General features: G+C 40.8%; 16 protein-coding genes. 3 read left to right on the forward strand and 13 right to left on the reverse strand.

Annotation, left to right across the window (positions count from 1 at the left end; all coding sequences use genetic code 11):
• Positions 1-122: 122 nt before the first annotated feature.
• Entirely contained in the window at positions 123-815 is a 693-nt protein-coding gene (locus tag LXO72_RS06760; RefSeq protein ID WP_233331898.1) for a gamma-glutamyl-gamma-aminobutyrate hydrolase family protein, read from the reverse strand.
• A gap of 167 nt (positions 816-982) precedes the next feature.
• Between LXO72_RS06760 and LXO72_RS06765 the strand changes: the two genes are divergently transcribed.
• Complete coding sequence (locus LXO72_RS06765) at positions 983-1,171, forward strand: class IIb bacteriocin, lactobin A/cerein 7B family (protein ID WP_048690331.1); 189 nt, start codon at positions 983-985, stop codon at positions 1,169-1,171.
• 214 nt (positions 1,172-1,385) lie between these two features.
• Positions 1,386-1,544 (forward strand): class IIb bacteriocin, lactobin A/cerein 7B family, encoded by a 159-nt coding sequence (locus LXO72_RS06770; protein ID WP_048717604.1) that lies wholly within the window; start codon positions 1,386-1,388, stop codon positions 1,542-1,544.
• Between the two features lie 128 nt (positions 1,545-1,672).
• On the opposite strand, the gene leuS is transcribed toward LXO72_RS06770, so the two are convergent.
• The 12 genes from leuS to LXO72_RS06830 all read right to left on the reverse strand — a co-directional run bounded on the left by leuS (position 1,673) and on the right by LXO72_RS06830 (position 16,127).
• Positions 1,673-4,174, reverse strand: a complete 2,502-nt coding sequence (gene leuS / locus LXO72_RS06775; RefSeq protein WP_233331899.1) for a leucine--tRNA ligase — start codon at positions 4,172-4,174, stop codon at positions 1,673-1,675.
• Between the two features lie 284 nt (positions 4,175-4,458).
• Positions 4,459-6,441, reverse strand: a complete 1,983-nt coding sequence (locus LXO72_RS06780; protein ID WP_233331900.1) for a peptide ABC transporter substrate-binding protein — start codon at positions 6,439-6,441, stop codon at positions 4,459-4,461.
• 342 nt (positions 6,442-6,783) lie between these two features.
• Positions 6,784-7,458, reverse strand: coding sequence for a CPBP family intramembrane glutamic endopeptidase (locus tag LXO72_RS06785; RefSeq protein WP_233331901.1), 675 nt, complete (start codon positions 7,456-7,458; stop codon positions 6,784-6,786).
• Positions 7,459-7,552: 94 nt separating this feature from the next.
• The gene (locus LXO72_RS06790; RefSeq protein ID WP_233331902.1) at positions 7,553-7,693 is read right to left on the reverse strand and encodes a hypothetical protein; all 141 of its coding nucleotides are present in this window, start codon (positions 7,691-7,693) and stop codon (positions 7,553-7,555) included.
• A 207-nt stretch (positions 7,694-7,900) separates the two neighbouring features.
• Positions 7,901-8,992 carry a glycerol dehydrogenase gene (locus tag LXO72_RS06795; RefSeq protein ID WP_233331903.1) on the reverse strand — a complete coding sequence of 364 codons (1,092 nt, stop codon included), beginning with the start codon at positions 8,990-8,992 and terminating at the stop codon, positions 7,901-7,903.
• Between the two features lie 14 nt (positions 8,993-9,006).
• Complete coding sequence (locus LXO72_RS06800) at positions 9,007-9,675, reverse strand: fructose-6-phosphate aldolase (RefSeq protein ID WP_233331904.1); 669 nt, start codon at positions 9,673-9,675, stop codon at positions 9,007-9,009.
• A 15-nt stretch (positions 9,676-9,690) separates the two neighbouring features.
• A complete protein-coding gene (locus LXO72_RS06805; RefSeq protein ID WP_123159798.1) occupies positions 9,691-12,129 on the reverse strand; it encodes a glycyl radical protein in 2,439 nt (812 codons plus the stop codon).
• A gap of 142 nt (positions 12,130-12,271) precedes the next feature.
• Positions 12,272-13,573, reverse strand: a complete 1,302-nt coding sequence (locus LXO72_RS06810; RefSeq protein ID WP_123159799.1) for a PTS sugar transporter subunit IIC — start codon at positions 13,571-13,573, stop codon at positions 12,272-12,274.
• Between the two features lie 11 nt (positions 13,574-13,584).
• Positions 13,585-13,893 (reverse strand): PTS sugar transporter subunit IIB, encoded by a 309-nt coding sequence (locus LXO72_RS06815; protein ID WP_233331905.1) that lies wholly within the window; start codon positions 13,891-13,893, stop codon positions 13,585-13,587.
• Between the two features lie 14 nt (positions 13,894-13,907).
• Positions 13,908-14,231: a PTS lactose/cellobiose transporter subunit IIA gene (locus LXO72_RS06820; RefSeq protein WP_123159801.1), complete on the reverse strand. Its 324-nt coding sequence runs from the start codon at positions 14,229-14,231 to the stop codon at positions 13,908-13,910.
• Positions 14,232-14,397: 166 nt separating this feature from the next.
• Entirely contained in the window at positions 14,398-15,369 is a 972-nt protein-coding gene (locus LXO72_RS06825) for a sugar-binding transcriptional regulator (RefSeq protein ID WP_233331906.1), read from the reverse strand.
• 14 nt (positions 15,370-15,383) lie between these two features.
• Complete coding sequence (locus tag LXO72_RS06830; RefSeq protein ID WP_233331907.1) at positions 15,384-16,127, reverse strand: DeoR/GlpR family DNA-binding transcription regulator; 744 nt, start codon at positions 16,125-16,127, stop codon at positions 15,384-15,386.
• 129 nt (positions 16,128-16,256) lie between these two features.
• On the opposite strand from LXO72_RS06830, the gene LXO72_RS06835 reads away from it, so the two are divergent.
• Complete coding sequence (locus tag LXO72_RS06835; RefSeq protein ID WP_123159804.1) at positions 16,257-17,033, forward strand: glycyl-radical enzyme activating protein; 777 nt, start codon at positions 16,257-16,259, stop codon at positions 17,031-17,033.
• Positions 17,034-17,144: the final 111 nt, after the last annotated feature.

Here is a 17,144-nt window from a genome sequence, read left to right on the forward strand (position 1 = left end):
CCTCTCTATTATACTCCCTTTCAGCCCTCTTCCTAGAGACTATTTTCAGTCATTTTTACGCAGATTATAGAAAAAACACGCTAGCTATCAGAAGACCCGATTTCTAACGTGTTTTGTTTCCATTATAGTTGATTGACGACATAATCAAAGAGGGCCTTGTCTCCCTCGCTTATCTGATGACGCAGTTCTGGATGCCACTGCACCCCGAGAAAAGCTGTCCCGTGGGATGATTGGACTGCTTCGATGATCTGATCTTCAGGGCTAACAGCAATCACTTCTAGATGAGGAGCTAGATCCTTGATCGCTTGATGGTGGTAGGAATTGATCTGACCAACTTCTCCGAACAAATCCCGCAAAACAGTCCCTTCAACTGTTTCGATTGAATGACTAGCTTCACTGGCAGGATTTTCTTGCCAGTGGTGGTCGATATCTTGGTAAAGTGTCCCGCCCATGGCTACATTGTAGAGCTGCATGCCTCGGCAAACCGTAAAGATAGGCTTCTTAGCAGCTACTGCTTCCTTGATCAAGGCCAATTCAAAAAGGTCACGCTCAAGCAAGTAATCATCACTGACAATTTCCTTTTCTGCTCCATAAAACTGAGGGGAGACATGCTGACCACCTGTGATGATTAGCTTGTCAATCAAGGAAATATAGTGCTCAGCCGTTGCTGGGTCACCAATCGGAAGGATCAGAGGGATGCCCCCCGCTTCTTGAACCCCCTGGACAAAGCCTGTCGGTGTATAACTGAGGTACATTCCATCCTCTTCACGGAAAGGGCGTTGGTTGCCCGTAATCCCAATCACTGGTTTCTTCATCGCTCATTCTCCAATCTCTTCATAGCTAATATAGTTCCTTATTTTATCACACTCCAAAGGTGACTTTCAACTTTTTTCATGATTTTGAAAATAATAAGAGATTTTCTAGAATTTTTACGAATAATACAGGTGAAGAAGCAATTTTCTTCAAAGAAAGGAGAAGATAGATGAACACAATTTCTATTCATTCTGATGACATACTATCAGATCATGAACTAGCCTCTATTCAAGGTGGATTTATCCCAGCTGTCATTGCAGGGGTAGCTACATGGAAAATTGCTGCAACTGCTGTCAGTAGTATTGGACTCGTTTTTGCTGCAGGAGCAGGACTAGGATATCTAGCTAACCGTCCATAGGTAAGAACGATGAAAAAAAGACGCATATTCCATATCATCACGATATCTACTTTACTTTTTTCTAGAATCTTTTTAGCAGTTCTACAAATCTTACACGACCTTCACTATCTCACACTCCCATTTGAAACTTATGGAGTGAGTGATTTACTTTCTGGGATTCTTGTTATTTGGATCCTCATCATTGCATATCGGGGAATCAGAAAGGAGAAAAGCAATGAACAATTTACAACTTTTAACAACTGAAGAATTAGAAAACACCAAGGGCGGTGTTGGCCTAGCTGAAATCGTTGCGATTTCAGGAGTTGCGAACTTTTTCGTATCCGTCTTTAATGCAGGATATAAATTCGGAGCTGACTTAGCCCGACGCCATTAATATAAAAAAACAGTTGAAAAAAATTTCAACTGTTTTTTATTGGTTATTTTACAACAATATTAACCAATTTAGTTGGCTTCAATAGTCCAGTGGACTATTGAAGGTGGCAGATAGGGCTAATAAACTCGTTATTTAACGACGATGTTAACGAGTTTATTAGGGACACTAATCACTTTCACGATTTCCTTGCCATCAATCTCTGCTTTGACTTTTTCATCAGCCAGAGCGACTTCTTGCAATTCTTCGCGTGATAGGTCTTTTGCGACCATGAGTTTAGCACGGACTTTTCCTTTGATTTGGACGACGATTTCGATTTCGTCTTCAACCAATTTGCTTTCGTCCCATGTTGGCCAAGCTACGTAAGAGATAGACTCACCTGTTGCTGCGACTGTTTGCCAGAGTTCTTCTGCCAAGTGAGGGGCAAATGGGGCGATCAATTGGATAAAGCCTTTAGCGTAATCCACATAGAGTTTTTCTTCCTTGTTCGCCGCATTGACAAAGACCATGAGTTGGGCAATGGCTGTGTTGAATTTCATAGACTCGATTTGCTCTGTGACAGCTTTAACGGTTTCGTTATAAACCTTGTCTAGAGCACCATTGTTTTCCGCAACGATTTCTTTACTTGTGATCAAACGGTAAACACGGTCAAGGAATTTACGGCTTCCTTCCAAGCCTTCTTCAGACCAAGCGATGGAAGCGTCAAGTGGTCCCATGAACATTTCATAGACACGAAGGGTATCCGCACCGTATTGTTCCACCACATCGTCTGGATTGACAACGTTCTTGAGGGATTTAGACATCTTGGCCGGTGCTTGCTCCAACTCTTCCCCTGTTTCCACATGGAAGAAGGAACCGTCACGTTTTTCAACCTTGTCAGTTGCCACAAGCGCGCCACGGTGGTCACGATAGCTTGTTCCCAAGATCATTCCTTGGTTAAAGAGTTTTTGGAATGGCTCCTTAGTTGGAACGACACCTAAATCATAGAGGAATTTGTGCCAGAAACGAGCGTAAAGCAAGTGAAGCACGGCGTGTTCTGCACCACCCACGTAGATATCGACTGGCAACCATTGTTTGAGAAGGTCCTCGTCAGCCAATTTCTCTGTGTTGTGTGGATCGATATAGCGGAGGTAGTACCAGCTTGAACCGGCCCATTGTGGCATCGTATTGGTTTCACGACGACCTTTGACACCATCCTCACGAGTCACTTCAAGCCAGTCTGTCAAGTTAGCCAGTGGGCTTTCCCCAGTACCTGAAGGGCGGATGTCCTTGGTGACTGGCAAGACAAGTGGAAGTTCACTTTCTGGAACAGCTGTCGAAGTTCCATCTTCCCAATGAATGATTGGGATTGGTTCACCCCAGTAACGTTGACGGCTAAAGAGCCAGTCGCGGAGACGGTAGGTAACCTTTTCTTGACCAAAGCCTTTTTCTTCTAGCCAAGATACGATTTTAGCAATCGCTTCTTCTTTGTTCAGTCCATCTAGGAAATCAGAGTTGACGTGAAGGCCATCTTCTGTGTAAGCAGCCTCTTCAACGTTCCCACCTTCAAGTACTTCTACAATTGGAAGGTCAAATTGTTTAGCAAATTCCCAGTCACGTTGGTCATGAGCAGGTACAGCCATAACAGCCCCTGTTCCATAGCTAGACAGAACGTAGTCGGCAATCCAGATTGGAATTTCCTTGCCATTGACGGGGTTTATGGCATAAGCACCTGTCCAAACCCCTGTTTTTTCCTTGGCAAGGTCTGTACGAGCCAAGTCTGATTTAAGGCTAGCTTGGTGTTTGTAATCAGCTACAGCCTCAGCTTGTTCCGGACTTGTGATGGCATCTACCAAGTCATGCTCAGGAGCCAAAACAGTGAAGGTCGCACCAAAAAGGGTATCTGGACGTGTTGTAAAGACGGTGAATTCCTTGTCTGTTCCTTTCACCTTGAAAGTGACATTGGCACCAGTTGATTTCCCAATCCAGTTGCGTTGCATGTCCTTGATAGACTCTGGCCAATCCAAGTCATCCAAGTCATTGAGCAAGCGTTCAGCATAGGCAGTGATTTTGAGCATCCATTGGCGCATTGGTTTGCGGACAACTGGATAGCCACCACGCTCAGAAGTTCCATCCGGAAGGACTTCTTCGTTTGCGATAGCTGTTCCGAGTTCCTCCACCCAGTTTACGGGTACTTCGGCTTCATAGGCTAAGCCTCTTTCGTAAAGCTTGGTGAAAATCCACTGCGTCCACTTATAGTAGTTAGGATCTGTTGTGTTGACTTCACGGTCCCAGTCGTAAGAGAAGCCAAGTGCGTTGATTTGACGTTTGAAGTTGGCAATATTTTCCGCTGTAAAGTCAGCTGGATCATTCCCAGTATCCATGGCATATTGCTCTGCTGGCAAACCAAAGGCATCCCAACCCATAGGGTGAAGGACATTGTAGCCTTGGGCACGTTTGAAACGGCTGAGAATATCTGTCGCTGTGTAGCCCTCTGGGTGTCCTACGTGAAGACCCGCTCCTGAAGGGTAAGGGAACATATCAAGTGCATAAAACTTCGGTTTTGATGCGTCAGTTCCTGTCTTAAAGGTATGATGGTCAGCCCAGTGTTTTTGCCACTTAGGCTCGATTTCTTTATGATTGTAAAAACTCATGCTGTCTCTCCAATTTTCGTGATGCTCCTATTATACCATTTTTAGGGGATTTTTAAAGGTTCTATCCACCAAAAAGAGGCTGGGACAAAAGTCCTAGCCTCTCAATTGTCTTTGGATTGTTGAGCAAGACGCAGTGGTTGAGTGGGCTCTACTAGGCTGATTTCATCAGCTTTTACAGCCCTACTCAACTTTGCGGAGGTGGGACGACGAAATCGAAGTCTAACGAATGAGCGATTTCCGTCCCACTCTCTTCCCTGTTCAGTATACAATCGCTCTTAAAGCTCCTAGTCCTCTACGTGACTTTCTAGTTCTTTTTGAGCTTTCTTATTGGATTCTTCTTTTTCTTTCTTCCATTGTTCACGCGCTTCATCGTACTCTTTGGTTGTCAAAACTTTGTCCTGCAATTCCAAGTACTTGTAGTTGAAGGTTTGACCCTTGTGTCCTGTCCAAGCAAAGGCAGCTGTGTATGGAACTGTCTTACGAACACCTGGAGAAGCTCCATCTGAATGGATTGGGATCAAGAGGGCACTATCAGTCAACCAAGCCTGAGCTTTAGCATATTTTTCATAGCGTTCATTGACATCTTTTGTTTCATTGTGCGCGTCTTCGATCAATTGATCGTATTCATCAAAACCAGCTTCTTTAGCAGCTGCGTTATTCGTTCCCGCATCAAATCCAAAGTAGGAATTGGCATTTTCACCATTCTTAGAGCTTGTGATATCTAAGTAAGAAGATGGATCGGTATAGTCTGGACCCCAACCCAAGTTGTTGTTCAAATCCCAGTCTTGTTGGGAAGCATTTTCAGCAAAGTAGGTCACTCGATTAAGATCGTCCTCAGATACCATATTCAAGTCGATGACGACATTTTCTGCTCCTAGGGTAGATTCGATCGACTGTTTAAAGGATTGAGCTTGCTTGACTCCTTCTGTATAGGTGGATGAAACAGGGAGGTCCAAATGAATCGGGAACTCTACCCCTTGGCCTTGAAGAGCTTCTTTGGCCTTGGCAAACTCTTCCTTGGCCTTGGTTGGATTGTAAAGGGTATCTTTTCCATCTTCGACAGAAACACCTTTCCATTCATCACCATATTCTTCTAAGTTTTTCTCTACAGACTCACCGAAATCTTTGCCATCAATTTGAACAAAGTTTGGAGGAGTGAAGGTGTTGCGGATGACCTTGTCTGCAGATGCTTCCCCATTGGCTTGCGCTACATAGGCCTTGCGGTTGAAGGCAAACATAATGGCTTGACGGAAGTCTTTATTCAAGATTGCTTTCTTGGTTGAGCTCTTTTGAGCATCTGTAGTTTTAGTCGTAATCTCATAAGCTTGACGGTCAATGTTGAAAGACAAGTTATAAGTAGAGGATCCTTGGTCACTGAAGACAATGTCATCTTTGTGTTTCTTCTCTACACTCTTATAGTTAGAGCCATTTGGGAAGACACGGGCAAAGGTATAGTCTCCGTTATCAAATCCACGGATCAAAGATTCTGAATCTTGTCCATCATAATAGGTCAGCTTAACCTTAGAAATTTTTACATTATCAGCATCCCAATAGGTTGGGTTCTTTTCAAGCGTCACAACAGATTTAGAGGTGATAGCTTTAATCAAATAAGGACCACAATAAAGAATACTAGAAGGGTTCGTACCTTGACCGTAGTCATCTCCCTTAGAATCTAAGAATTCTTTATTGACTGGCATCAAAATGCCCATGGTGGTTTTTGAATTCCAGAAACTTTCTGGTTGGTTCAAGGTGTATTGAACCGTATAGTCATCGACAGCTTTGATACCAACTGTTGAGAAGTCTTTGGTTTTCCCTGAGACATAATCATCCAACCCTTTGATAGATTGTTGGACGAGATAGAGGGCCGAAGATTTCTTGTCCGCTGCGTGCTGAAGCCCCGTCACAAAGTCTTGGGCCTTAACTTCTCCGAATTCTTCCCCTTCAGCGGTCACCCATTTAACCCCTTTACGAAGTTTATAGGTATAGGTCAGACCATCTTTTGAAACAGTCCAATCCTTAGCAAGAGATGGGATTAAGTTGCCGTATTTGTCAACTTCTAACAAACCATCCACAGCATTACCTGTAAATTCTGAAGTTGACCGTTTATTAGAGAGTGAATAATCCAAAGTATCCGGATCTTGCGTATATACATAACTAAAGACCTGGTTGTCCGAACTTGAAGATTTCCCTCCTTGTGAGCAGGCTACCAGTGCGCTTACAGACAAAAGCAGAGCGCCGGTGGCTAAGAGTAGCTTCCCTTTTTTCATATGGATCACCTCTGTATAAAATGTTATTCTTCATATTAAATTATAGCACTTTACGGAAAAATGTAAACGCTTAACTGTATAATATTTCAAAAGTTAGAAAAAATAGTTGTTTTGACTGCATATAAAAAAGCTGGGACAAAAGTCCTGGTCTCTCAATTGTCTTTGGATTGTCGAGCAAGACGCAGTGGTTGAGTGGGCTCTACTACGCTGATTTCATCAGCTTTTACAGCCCTACTCAACTGTGCGGAGGTGGGACGACGAAATCGAATTCTAACGAATTACCGATTTCTGTCCCACTCTCTTTGATGATGGATAAAGGCCCCTGCCACTCCTTCCCCTTACTTAAATCCCACTGACCAGGAGGGATAAGAGGGTAAGGAAGCTATTCCAAGAGGCATGCTGAAGAATGGACCAGTAAATCGATTTGGTATAACGTAAGACCGCACAAAATAGCAGGCCCGGTACCAGGTAGACGATAAAGCTTGGCAAATCCCAGCCATGCTGCCAGACATGCGAGAGGCTGAACAAGGAGGCCGAAACCAATATATCTAGCTTATACTTCTGATAAGATGCCAAAGCCGTCATGACTAAGTCACGGAAGACGAGTTCCTCTACAATGGGAGCCAGCAAGCAGGCATAGACATAGCGTATCAATATCAAAGCCCAACCCGACAAGTCCCTAGATATTTCTTCAAGGGCTATGGAATTCTTAGTGGGCGGAAATACCGCTGCAGAAAACAGATCCCATAAAAAGTGAGCAAGAAAAACAAGTACAAAAACCGCAAAATAAGAAGCTTTAAAAGTAAATTTCCCGTACAAGTCCCAACGACGACTCTTTACCAAGAGTGTAACGGCTAACCCCCCAATCAATCCAATCAACAAGAGGAGCAAGCCATAATAAGAGTCATCCGATAGGTGGCTCACTAAATCCGTTGGAAGCCCCACGTTAAAAAGCGCAAAATTGATACAGAGAATCCCAATTGTCGCCAGTTGAAACGGTCTGTCTGTCTTTCTCATTGCATTCACCTTTTGATTTAATTCTTTCCACTGAGTTCCAATCTTCCTTTAGATCTCATTCTCAGAACACTTCATCCTAGAACTCTATCATGTCTTACATACGAGCGAGCGGTGGTCTCTTCACAAAGCCAGGACGACCGATCTCAATCTTATCTGACTGACCTTGAACCACATTTGGGTGAGAAACCCCACCTCCTACAATCCGTTCCAATTCTTTTTGACTACATTCTGTCATTTCATTTCCTCCAATTTGTATTTGTAACGCTACCTCCTGAGTCTATCAAAGATTGGAGGGTTTGCCTTTGATTCTTCTATACGGTTGCATTTTTCAGCTATGTGGGTGGAGAATCTCCTAATTCCGAAGGATACATCTCCAAATCAAAGGAAAACGAACAACATAAAAAACCATCGTCATCAGACGATGGTTTCTATATTTCTTTGATTAGCCTAAGGACTTGACATAAGCATCAACTGCTACAATGGCTTGTGCAATATCAGAAGCTTGTACCTTGAATGGCATTTGATGGATGGTTTCTCCTTCAATGGTTGCTTGTTGGCCAACCTTGAGAAGATCTTCGTAGCTTGCATTTTCAAGATGCATTTCTTTCAGAGTCGTTGGCATGCCAATTTGTTGATAGAAACGAATGTATTTGTTCAATTCTTCTTTTGTACGGTTTTCCAAGAACAATTGAACCAAGGTACCATAGGCTACTTTTTCACCGTGAGTCAAATGGTGGATGTCCCCAGTGAGGGCCGTAAAGCCATTATGGATGGCGTGAGCAGCAGCTAATCCACCACTTTCAAACCCAATCCCACTGAGAAGGGTATTGGCTTCAATGATGTTTTCAAGAGCAGGTGTTACAACTTTGGCTTCACAAGCCGCCATGGCTTGGAGACCATCAGCAAATAAGATTTCTTCACAACGTTGCGCAATCGCGACACCCGCTAGAGTTTGGTGTTTGCCTAGCATGTTTTTTCCGTTGGCTTGCATCACCGCACGCGCTTCGACCCAAGTCGCTAACCCATCTGCGATACCAGAAGCAAGCAAACGTTTTGGTGCTTGAGAGATCACTTTACTATCTACCAAGACCAATTCTGGATTTTTAGAATAGAAGATATAGCGAGCAAAGGCTCCCTCATCCGTGTAGATCACTGACAAGGCTGAGACTGGAGCATCTGTTGAGGCAATGGTAGGAGCAATGACAACTGGTGATTGTAAAAGATCGGCAATGGCTTTTGCACTGTCGATGGTCTTTCCGCCACCAAGTCCGATGACTAAGTCACAGCCATTTTCTTCTGCCAGACTGACCACACGATTGATTTCATTATCAGAAGCTTCACCATTGAAGAACACTGGCAAGACTGTAAAGCCATACCGGAGGAGATACTTTTCAAAACGTTCTCCTACAATATCATAGACCACTGAATCACAGAGTAAAACGGGATGACTTCCCAGCTCTAAAATAGGTTTTGCATTTTCAAATAAAGCATTCTCACCTTGTATGTAACGAGATGGACTTGCAAAATTTCTCATACACTTCTCCTTTATCAAATTGTAGTCTTTTGATGAACGGCTGACCAATCTGCCTCGAAGTCATCTACTGCTTTTGCAATAGAAGGCATTCCAAAAGCTGCTTCAAAGACATCTGCCCCTGCCGTAATTGCTTGTGTTCCTTCTTTAAATGCTCTATTAACTTGAGCCACATTTTTAAAGGAAGCTGCTAGAATTTTGCTTGATGAATGATTACGCTCTATGGCACTCGCTAACTGAGAAATAACCTGAGCTGAATCAATGTTTAAGTTTTCCATACGATTGTAATACGGTGCTAAATAGTCGGCTCCTGCTTCAATCGCTAACAGTCCTTGAAAAACAGTATAGATTGCTGTTGCAGTAATTTTGTAACCCTCTGCTTTTAACACTTTAATTGCAACAAGTCCTTCAGGTGTAACCGGGACTTTAATATAGGTATTTTCATCGCATTGTTCGCGAATTTTAGCCGCATCTTTTAAAATTCCTTCATAATCTTTTGCGACAACTTGAACATGGATGGAAGGAGACCCTCCGATGATTTCCCGCACCTTATGGATACGATCAAAAAAATCAATGTCCCCTTCTTTTTTGGCAATTGTTGGGTTCGAAGTTACCCCTGCAAGGGGTAACACTCGCGCCCATTTTTTTATCTCATCTAAATTTAAAGTATCAAGCATAAATTCCATATACATACCTCTTTACTATAGAGTATGCTCTGTCCGTCCAATAATATCATCTTGTGTAGCTCTTGATAGTACATTGAAGAAAGCTGAGTAGCCTGCAACACGTACAATTAAGTCACGGTGTTTTTCCGGATGTTTTTGAGCATCTAATAATGTTTCTCTAGAAACCACATTGTATTGAATATGGTATCCATGTAGACGATTAAAGAACGTACGGAGTAAAGCAATAAGTTTTAATTTATCTTCTTCTTTGGCTAAAGTTTGTGGGTTTACTTTTTGGTTCAGTAGAACACCACCAACAATTTCATCTGTTGGTAATTTAGAAACAGATTTTAGAACAGATGTTGGGCCATGTTGGTCCATATTGTGGGATGGAGAACATCCTTCTGCTAGCGGAGTTCCGGCATTACGACCATCCGGAGTAGCTAATGTTCCACGACCTTGTCCTACATTGGCTGAAATAGAGGATGTACCGGAGTAACGAATTCCTCCAATAGGTCCTCGTCCATATCGAGTATTTGGATATTTAGCAATTTCATCCACATAAATATCGTATGCTTCTCGAACTAAACTGTCCGCATAATCATCATCGTTTCCATACTTCGGTGCATCATGGATAAGCATCTCTTGGATTTCTTTTCCACGTTCGCCAGCATAATCTGTTTCCAGAGCATGCCATAGCTCTTGTGGCGTTAAGCGCCCTTCTTCGAATACGAGTTTCTTGATTGCTGCAAGTGAATCGGATAAGTTTGCAATACCCACTTGTAAACCAGAAATATAATCGTAGACAGCTCCACCTTCTTTTAGGTGTTTTCCACGTCCAATACAGTCATCTGTCAAAGCTGAACAGAGGATATCTGGTACTTCTCTTTCAAGAGATAGGTCGATAGAGTTTTCTACGATCACACTCATACGTGTTAAGTGGCGTAAGGTCTTGTCCCAAGCCGTTTGCAATTCATCGAAGCTCTTCATGTCTTTAAAATGACCAAAGCTTGGTGCAAAGCGCTTGCCAGAAGCAGGATCGATTCCATCATTCATCGTAATGAGCAAAACTTTAGGGAAGTTCATATAACTCATACCTGTACAGCGATATCCCCATTTACCTGGAACAGCTGTTTCTACACAACCAATTGCACTGTAATCATAAGCATCTTCTTCAAGAACACCTTTTGAAATAAAGGATGGAATAATGATCTCATCATTATTGAAAGCAGGCATACCGAATCCGAGCTTCATAACCTCAATACATTCGTTCATGAAGCGGGCATCCAAACCAGCATGGTAACGAACAGTTAAGTTTGGTTGCGGAAGGTGAGTTTGAGCAACAGACTTCAACACTAAATAAGACAGTGGGTTGACGGCATCTTTCTTATCTCGCGTTTGTCCACCAATTGTAACGTTTTGGTAAAGCGGACTACCCGCAGATGAGAAGGTATGTGCTTGACTACGCACTTTGTTAATTGTAATAGTTTTAATCCAAAGATTGGTCAAGCGTTCAACAATACTCTCTTCAGTTTCCCGTCCACTTTCCAAATCAGCTTTAACATATGGATACATATATTGATCAAAACGGCCATATGAAAGGGAGTGTCCATTTGATTCAATCTGAAGAATACATTGAATAAACCAAACAGACTGAACAGCCTCTGCAAATGTACTTGCAGGCTCATATGGAACTTTTGAGCAAATCTCTGCAATTTCAAGCAATTCCTTCTTTCGTTCAGGAGTTGCTGTCTCAGCAAGTTGTTTAGCAAGTTCCACAAATCGTTGAGCATAAGCCTTAACAGCATCAATTACGATAAAGATAGAATCATAAAAATGGTATTTGTCAATACTAGCTGGATCCGTTAGATCAAGAGCTGCCTTAGCTTGACGGGCTCTTTCTTCAAAACCTTTCAAACCATATTGCAATAATTTTTGATAATTTACTGCTAAGTGGGCATCTCCTGAATTCATCTTCCCTTCCATACCGAAGAATCCTGTTTCCATATAGACAGAAACTTCTTCAGGTAGAAGAGCTCCAGCTCTTGCACGTAAGTTATTATTTTCCCAGAATGGTGCGATACTACGGAGTTGTTCTTTCGTTTCTTCCGTAATATAGAAGACATCACCATCCCGCTTTTCAAAAAGATCCAATTCCTTAAGAACGAACTCTAAAGTATATTCTGGGAAAATTGGAGCATCTTTATTAGAGGACGCTTGGTTCCCAGCGATCATGGATTCATCCTCAATATAGATTGTCATATTTTCAAGAATCTCTTTCAACATATAGGCACGTTTAAGAACATTTGGTTGTTCCTTATAACGATCATATGCTTTAGTTGCAAGAACAGCACGTTCAGCATCGATGTAAGGCTTCTTGTTTAAGACATCTTCACGATACTTATTCATGCGTTCAGTGAGGCTTCCAAAATATTCTGTTTTAATGCTTGTACTTGCTACTTCTACTTGTTTCATTTTTTTCAAAACCTTTCTTTTGAAATTATTTTATTTTCTTTCGTAACTATAGTAGCATTAAATTTTACGAATTTCAATGAATTATGAATTATACATATAAATTCTATTCTAGTCGCACATCTGTGCATTCCTGATAAAGGCACTATTTTTCAGCTTGTAATTCATTGTTATAGGCAAGATTATCTTGGAATTTGAAGAATGGGAAATATACGACGGTCGAGGTCACAAGAACAAGCACTTGAACGAAAGCACCTTGCCAACCTCCAACCATAAATCCAGAAATAATGGCTGGTGTACTCCAAGGAAGGGTCACACCTGAGAATGGGTGCATAAATCCAATAACAATTGAAGTATAAACAATTATCGCTGCTAAAATTGGAACGATAATGAATGGAAGGAACATCACTGGGTTCATTACTATTGGGAAACCGAATACGACCGGCTCATTAACATTGAAGATTGCAGGAAAAGCTGCAACTTTTCCGAGTGCCTTATACTGTTTTGATTTAGCAGCAAATAACATGGCAACAACCAACCCAAAGGTTATACCTGATCCAGACAAAATAAGGAAACTATCTAAAAATTGTTGGGTGACAATGTGTGCACCATTTTCAACAGATAGCTTTCCAGCTGCCAACATGGATTTATTGGCATCTAGGTTGGAAAGTAATAAAGCTGTTACTACACCGTTGACAACTGATTGTCCATGCACACCAAACCACCATAGGAATGAAATAAAGAAGGCAATCCCAATCGCTCCGTAAAGTGATCCTGTTAAACCTTGTAAAGGAACCTGAATGACATCATAAATCATTTCAATGAAGGTACCGCCGTTTGTCACTACTTTTGATACGATGTACACAATCATTGATAGTAAGAAAATCACGAAAGCAGGAATCATCGCTTCAAATTGTTTGGCAATAGCTTGAGGTACTTGTTCTGGCATTTTTATAACAATATGTTTTTGGATAAACACTGTATAAATTGCACCAACTACCAGACCAATAATAATGGCACCGATAATCCCTTGACCACCAAACCATACTTTTGCAATGGCATCGCCAATCGGTTCTCCCTTAGCTGGTACATAAGAAGATTTTAACAAGATAAAGAATGAAGACAGGGACAAAACTCCCGCTGGCAAGGGTTCTACTCCACTGTTTTTAGCATAAGAATACCCAATGGAGAAGCAAGAAATTAAGCCCATAATGGCGAATGTTCCTGAATAAACTTGCATAAATGGCTCTGTCCATGTATCGCCAAATACACTAGCAATAGCCTGGTTAAGGCCTTCAAATGGTAATTGCCCAATAATCAGAAACAAACTACCAACTACCGTTAATGGAAGGATCGCTAACATCCCATCTTTAAGAGCAATAATACCTTTCATGTTTACAAAACGCATGATTGGAGCGATAATTTTCTGAGAATTAAAATTAGACATGGGAAGCCTCCTTACTTTTCTCCTAGCAATTCTAGGGCTAGGTTTAATACTTTCTTACCATCTAGCATTCCATAATCTGCCATAGGAATGACAGCAATAGGGATGTGGTTTGCCTCACAAATCGCTTTTGATTTATCCAAAGTATAAGCTACTTGAGGGCCCAACAAAGCGACATCGATTTCAGGGGCAAAATCTGCCAATTTCGCTTGAGAATAGGCATCAATTTCAGCATCAATACCTAATTCCTGAGCCGCCACCTTCATATTATTTACCAACATTCCTGTTGAAAATCCTGCCGCACAAAACAATCCAATTTTCATCTTCTTTTTCCTCCTTATTGTTTCGCTGAAAGTTCTTTACGTAAGTCAATCATTTCTTTGATCAAGTTAATCTCTGTGATTGAAGTCATTAAGTGATCTTGTGAGTGCACAAACAAAGCTGTAATCTCTGTCTTTGTCCCACCTGCTTCCTGGGCTAAAAATTTTGTTTGCAAGTTATGCGCTTCTAGCAATGCTACATCTGCTTTTGCAATTTCATCTTCAGAAGAGGTGAAATCTCCCTCTTTAGCATATGATAAAGCTTGGTAAATATGCTGTTTGGCATCACCTGCATTTAAAATCAATCCCATAATAATTTGGTCTGCAACAATTATTTCCATGTGCACTACACTCCTTTGTCAATCTAATGAAAGCGCTTTTTCTACAGTCAATATACCATTTATATTTTTGCCGGTCAATAAAAATCGCAACATTTGTTTATTGTTTTTAAGTTTTGCACATTTGTGCTATTTGCCTCAAAAAAATAAGGACTGCATCCTTGCCGTCCTATTTTTTTGTAAATTGCTGATCACCATCTAATTCTAAAACCTTTAGGATAGTCGCTTCATCTGTGACTAAATGATTGATGTAGTTGGCTTTCAAAACAGATAAAATTGCTTTTGCTTTTTGATCTCCATACGCCAAAGATACAGTGTTTGGAACCTTTCTCAATTCCTCCAATGTGATAGAGATTGTTCTTTCCTGTAATTCAGGATAAACTGGAGTTCCTTCTTGATCAAAGAAACGACAGCATACTTCTCCTACAGCATGTTCTGACTCCAATTTCTTAAAATCATTTGTTGTTAGCATATCAAACCACTGAGGATTCTTACTATCTGCATACCCTCCAATCCCTACAGCTGCAACATCTAAGCAACGCCAACTATCTTTTAAGTCCTCGAAATACTTTGAGGACAGGATTCCTTCCGTTAAGTCACAATTTTCTTGAATCACACTTGCGTTAATAAAATGACATTCTCCATGAAATTTACTTGCCATACTGTAGATTAGTGTATTGACATGGTAGCGAGCATGAATATGACTGGGACCTCCAGCTAAAGGATAAAATTGAACACCATCCAAGCGTTTAGTTCCAACTTGTTCTACCATTAATCTGAGAGACTTCCCCCATGAAAATCCAACTGTCATTCCATCTTCAATCAAATTACGAAGCATAACTGCACTTGCCTGTGCCAGTCGTTTTTCAAGACTTTCTCGAGGCTCATCTACTAAATTTGGTATAATCTCAATAGCTTTTAGGCTATATTTTTGTTTGATATAATTTTCTAAATTGAAGAGGCGAGTATCAAAATTTTCAATTTCAATTTTTACAACTCCCTCTTTTTTAGCCTCCGCTAGCATTCTGCTAACAGTTGTACGGTAGATTCCAGTTTCTGCTGCGATTTGTGATTGACTTTTGTCTTCAACATAGTATAGATAGGCTAATTTCGCAAGTAACTTTTTCCGTTCATCTTTCAATTGGCTTCTCCTTCTTATACTAAGGTTAAAATCGTTTGTGAATCCTCAAGTTTTTCCTTTGCTTCTTGAGATATACTCTTATCTGTTATCACTCTAGAAACTTGCGAAAGTGCAAATCGTCTGACAGTCCCACATTTCTCAAATTTACTTGAATCTGTCAAGACAACCACTTCTTTAGAAACATCAGACATAGCTTGAACAACTTCACTCCGCATCATATCTTTCCCAGTAAAGCCAAGTTCATCATCATATCCGTCAACCCCCACAAAAGCAAAGGGAACTCTAAACGAGCGAATCAACTCTTTCAGAAGAGGACCTACAGTCACTCTAGATTCTTTTTGAAATTCACCACCAAGTAGGATGATTTTACAGGAATCATATCCCTGAATATAATCCGCAATAAAATAAGAATTTGTCACAATCTTAACATTCTTTTTTGTTTGGCAAATTTCTTCCGCTAGCAAGGCACAAGTAGAACCCGATTCAATCAAAACCGTGTCGTTATCCTTAATTAATTTAGCAGCCTCCCTAGCTATTCTTTTCTTCGTATCATATTGAAAGGACAATCGAACATTGATATCATCTCCACTATTTAATACAGCATAACCATGCTCTCTATGCAATAATCCTTTTGACTCTAGCTTGTCCAAATCCTTTCGAATGGTCACTTTAGAGACTTGTAATTTCTCCGACAAGCTATTAACATCAATCTTTTCAAACTCCGATACTAATTTCAATATTTCATCTAAACGTTGCATTGTTTTTACCTCTTCTCTATTTTAGCAAATTTTCTAGGGAAAACAAAACAAAATAAACTTTCGTTCGTAATTGAAATAGTTTCTTAAATAATATATAATAGACTTACTAGATTGATAGGAGAGCAGAATATGGAACAAAAAAGCGGCATTATCTTTAATATCCAACACTTTAGTATCCATGATGGCCCTGGCATCCGAACTACTGTATTTCTAAAAGGATGTCCCTTGCGTTGTCCATGGTGCTCCAATCCCGAATCCCAACGTGCAAATCCTGAAAAAATGTTGGATGCTGTTACTAAAAAGGAAACCATCACAGGAGAAGAAAAAACAGTTACAGAAATCATAGATGATGTATTAAAAGACATTGACTTCTATGAAGAATCTGGCGGTGGCCTCACCCTATCCGGTGGAGAAATCTTCGCTCAATTTGAATTTGCCAAAGCTATCTTAAAAGCTGCGAAAGAAGTTGGACTTCATACTGCAATCGAAACGACAGCTTTTGTTGAACATGAGAAATTTGTCGATCTCATTCAGTATGTTGATTTTATTTATACAGATCTTAAACATTATAATACACTTAAACATAAGAAAGTCGTTGGTGTTAACAATCATCTGATTATTAAAAATATCCATTACGCCTTTGCTCAAAACAAAACAATCGTTTTACGTATTCCAGTCATTCCTAATTTCAATGACTCGCTAAACGATGCTGAAGAATTTGCTTCTCTTTTTAATTCGCTTAACATCGATGAAGTACAACTTCTCCCATTTCACCAGTTTGGAGAAAACAAATACAAACTTTTAGGACGTCGCTATGAACTGGAAGGAATAAAAGCTCTGCATCCAGAAGATTTATATGACTACCAGCAAATTTTTTTAGATCATGACATCCACTGCTATTTCTAATCTATTCAAAAATCCCCAAAGCTAGTTTCAGTCGCTTGAAACTTGACTTTGGGGATTTTTTATTCTTTCACGAGCGTCGAGAAAAAGAGAGATTGACTTGTGGGCATGGCC

This window comes from Streptococcus sp. XMC (assembly GCF_021341835.1).
Classification (GTDB): domain Bacteria; phylum Bacillota; class Bacilli; order Lactobacillales; family Streptococcaceae; genus Streptococcus.

Excerpts from the sequence above, each read along its gene's own strand:
- LXO72_RS06760 (WP_233331898.1), bottom strand. The coding sequence starts at position 815 with ATGAAGAAACCAGTGATTGGGATTACGGGCAACCAACGCCCTTTCCGT.
- LXO72_RS06765 (WP_048690331.1), top strand. The coding sequence starts at position 983 with ATGAACACAATTTCTATTCATTCTGATGACATACTATCAGATCATGAA.
- LXO72_RS06770 (WP_048717604.1), top strand. The coding sequence starts at position 1,386 with ATGAACAATTTACAACTTTTAACAACTGAAGAATTAGAAAACACCAAG.
- leuS (WP_233331899.1), bottom strand. The coding sequence starts at position 4,174 with ATGAGTTTTTACAATCATAAAGAAATCGAGCCTAAGTGGCAAAAACAC.
- LXO72_RS06780 (WP_233331900.1), bottom strand. The coding sequence starts at position 6,441 with ATGAAAAAAGGGAAGCTACTCTTAGCCACCGGCGCTCTGCTTTTGTCT.
- LXO72_RS06785 (WP_233331901.1), bottom strand. The coding sequence starts at position 7,458 with ATGAGAAAGACAGACAGACCGTTTCAACTGGCGACAATTGGGATTCTC.
- LXO72_RS06790 (WP_233331902.1), bottom strand. The coding sequence starts at position 7,693 with ATGACAGAATGTAGTCAAAAAGAATTGGAACGGATTGTAGGAGGTGGG.
- LXO72_RS06795 (WP_233331903.1), bottom strand. The coding sequence starts at position 8,992 with ATGAGAAATTTTGCAAGTCCATCTCGTTACATACAAGGTGAGAATGCT.
- LXO72_RS06800 (WP_233331904.1), bottom strand. The coding sequence starts at position 9,675 with ATGGAATTTATGCTTGATACTTTAAATTTAGATGAGATAAAAAAATGG.
- LXO72_RS06805 (WP_123159798.1), bottom strand. The coding sequence starts at position 12,129 with ATGAAACAAGTAGAAGTAGCAAGTACAAGCATTAAAACAGAATATTTT.
- LXO72_RS06810 (WP_123159799.1), bottom strand. The coding sequence starts at position 13,573 with ATGTCTAATTTTAATTCTCAGAAAATTATCGCTCCAATCATGCGTTTT.
- LXO72_RS06815 (WP_233331905.1), bottom strand. The coding sequence starts at position 13,893 with ATGAAAATTGGATTGTTTTGTGCGGCAGGATTTTCAACAGGAATGTTG.
- LXO72_RS06820 (WP_123159801.1), bottom strand. The coding sequence starts at position 14,231 with ATGGAAATAATTGTTGCAGACCAAATTATTATGGGATTGATTTTAAAT.
- LXO72_RS06830 (WP_233331907.1), bottom strand. The coding sequence starts at position 16,127 with ATGCAACGTTTAGATGAAATATTGAAATTAGTATCGGAGTTTGAAAAG.
- LXO72_RS06835 (WP_123159804.1), top strand. The coding sequence starts at position 16,257 with ATGGAACAAAAAAGCGGCATTATCTTTAATATCCAACACTTTAGTATC.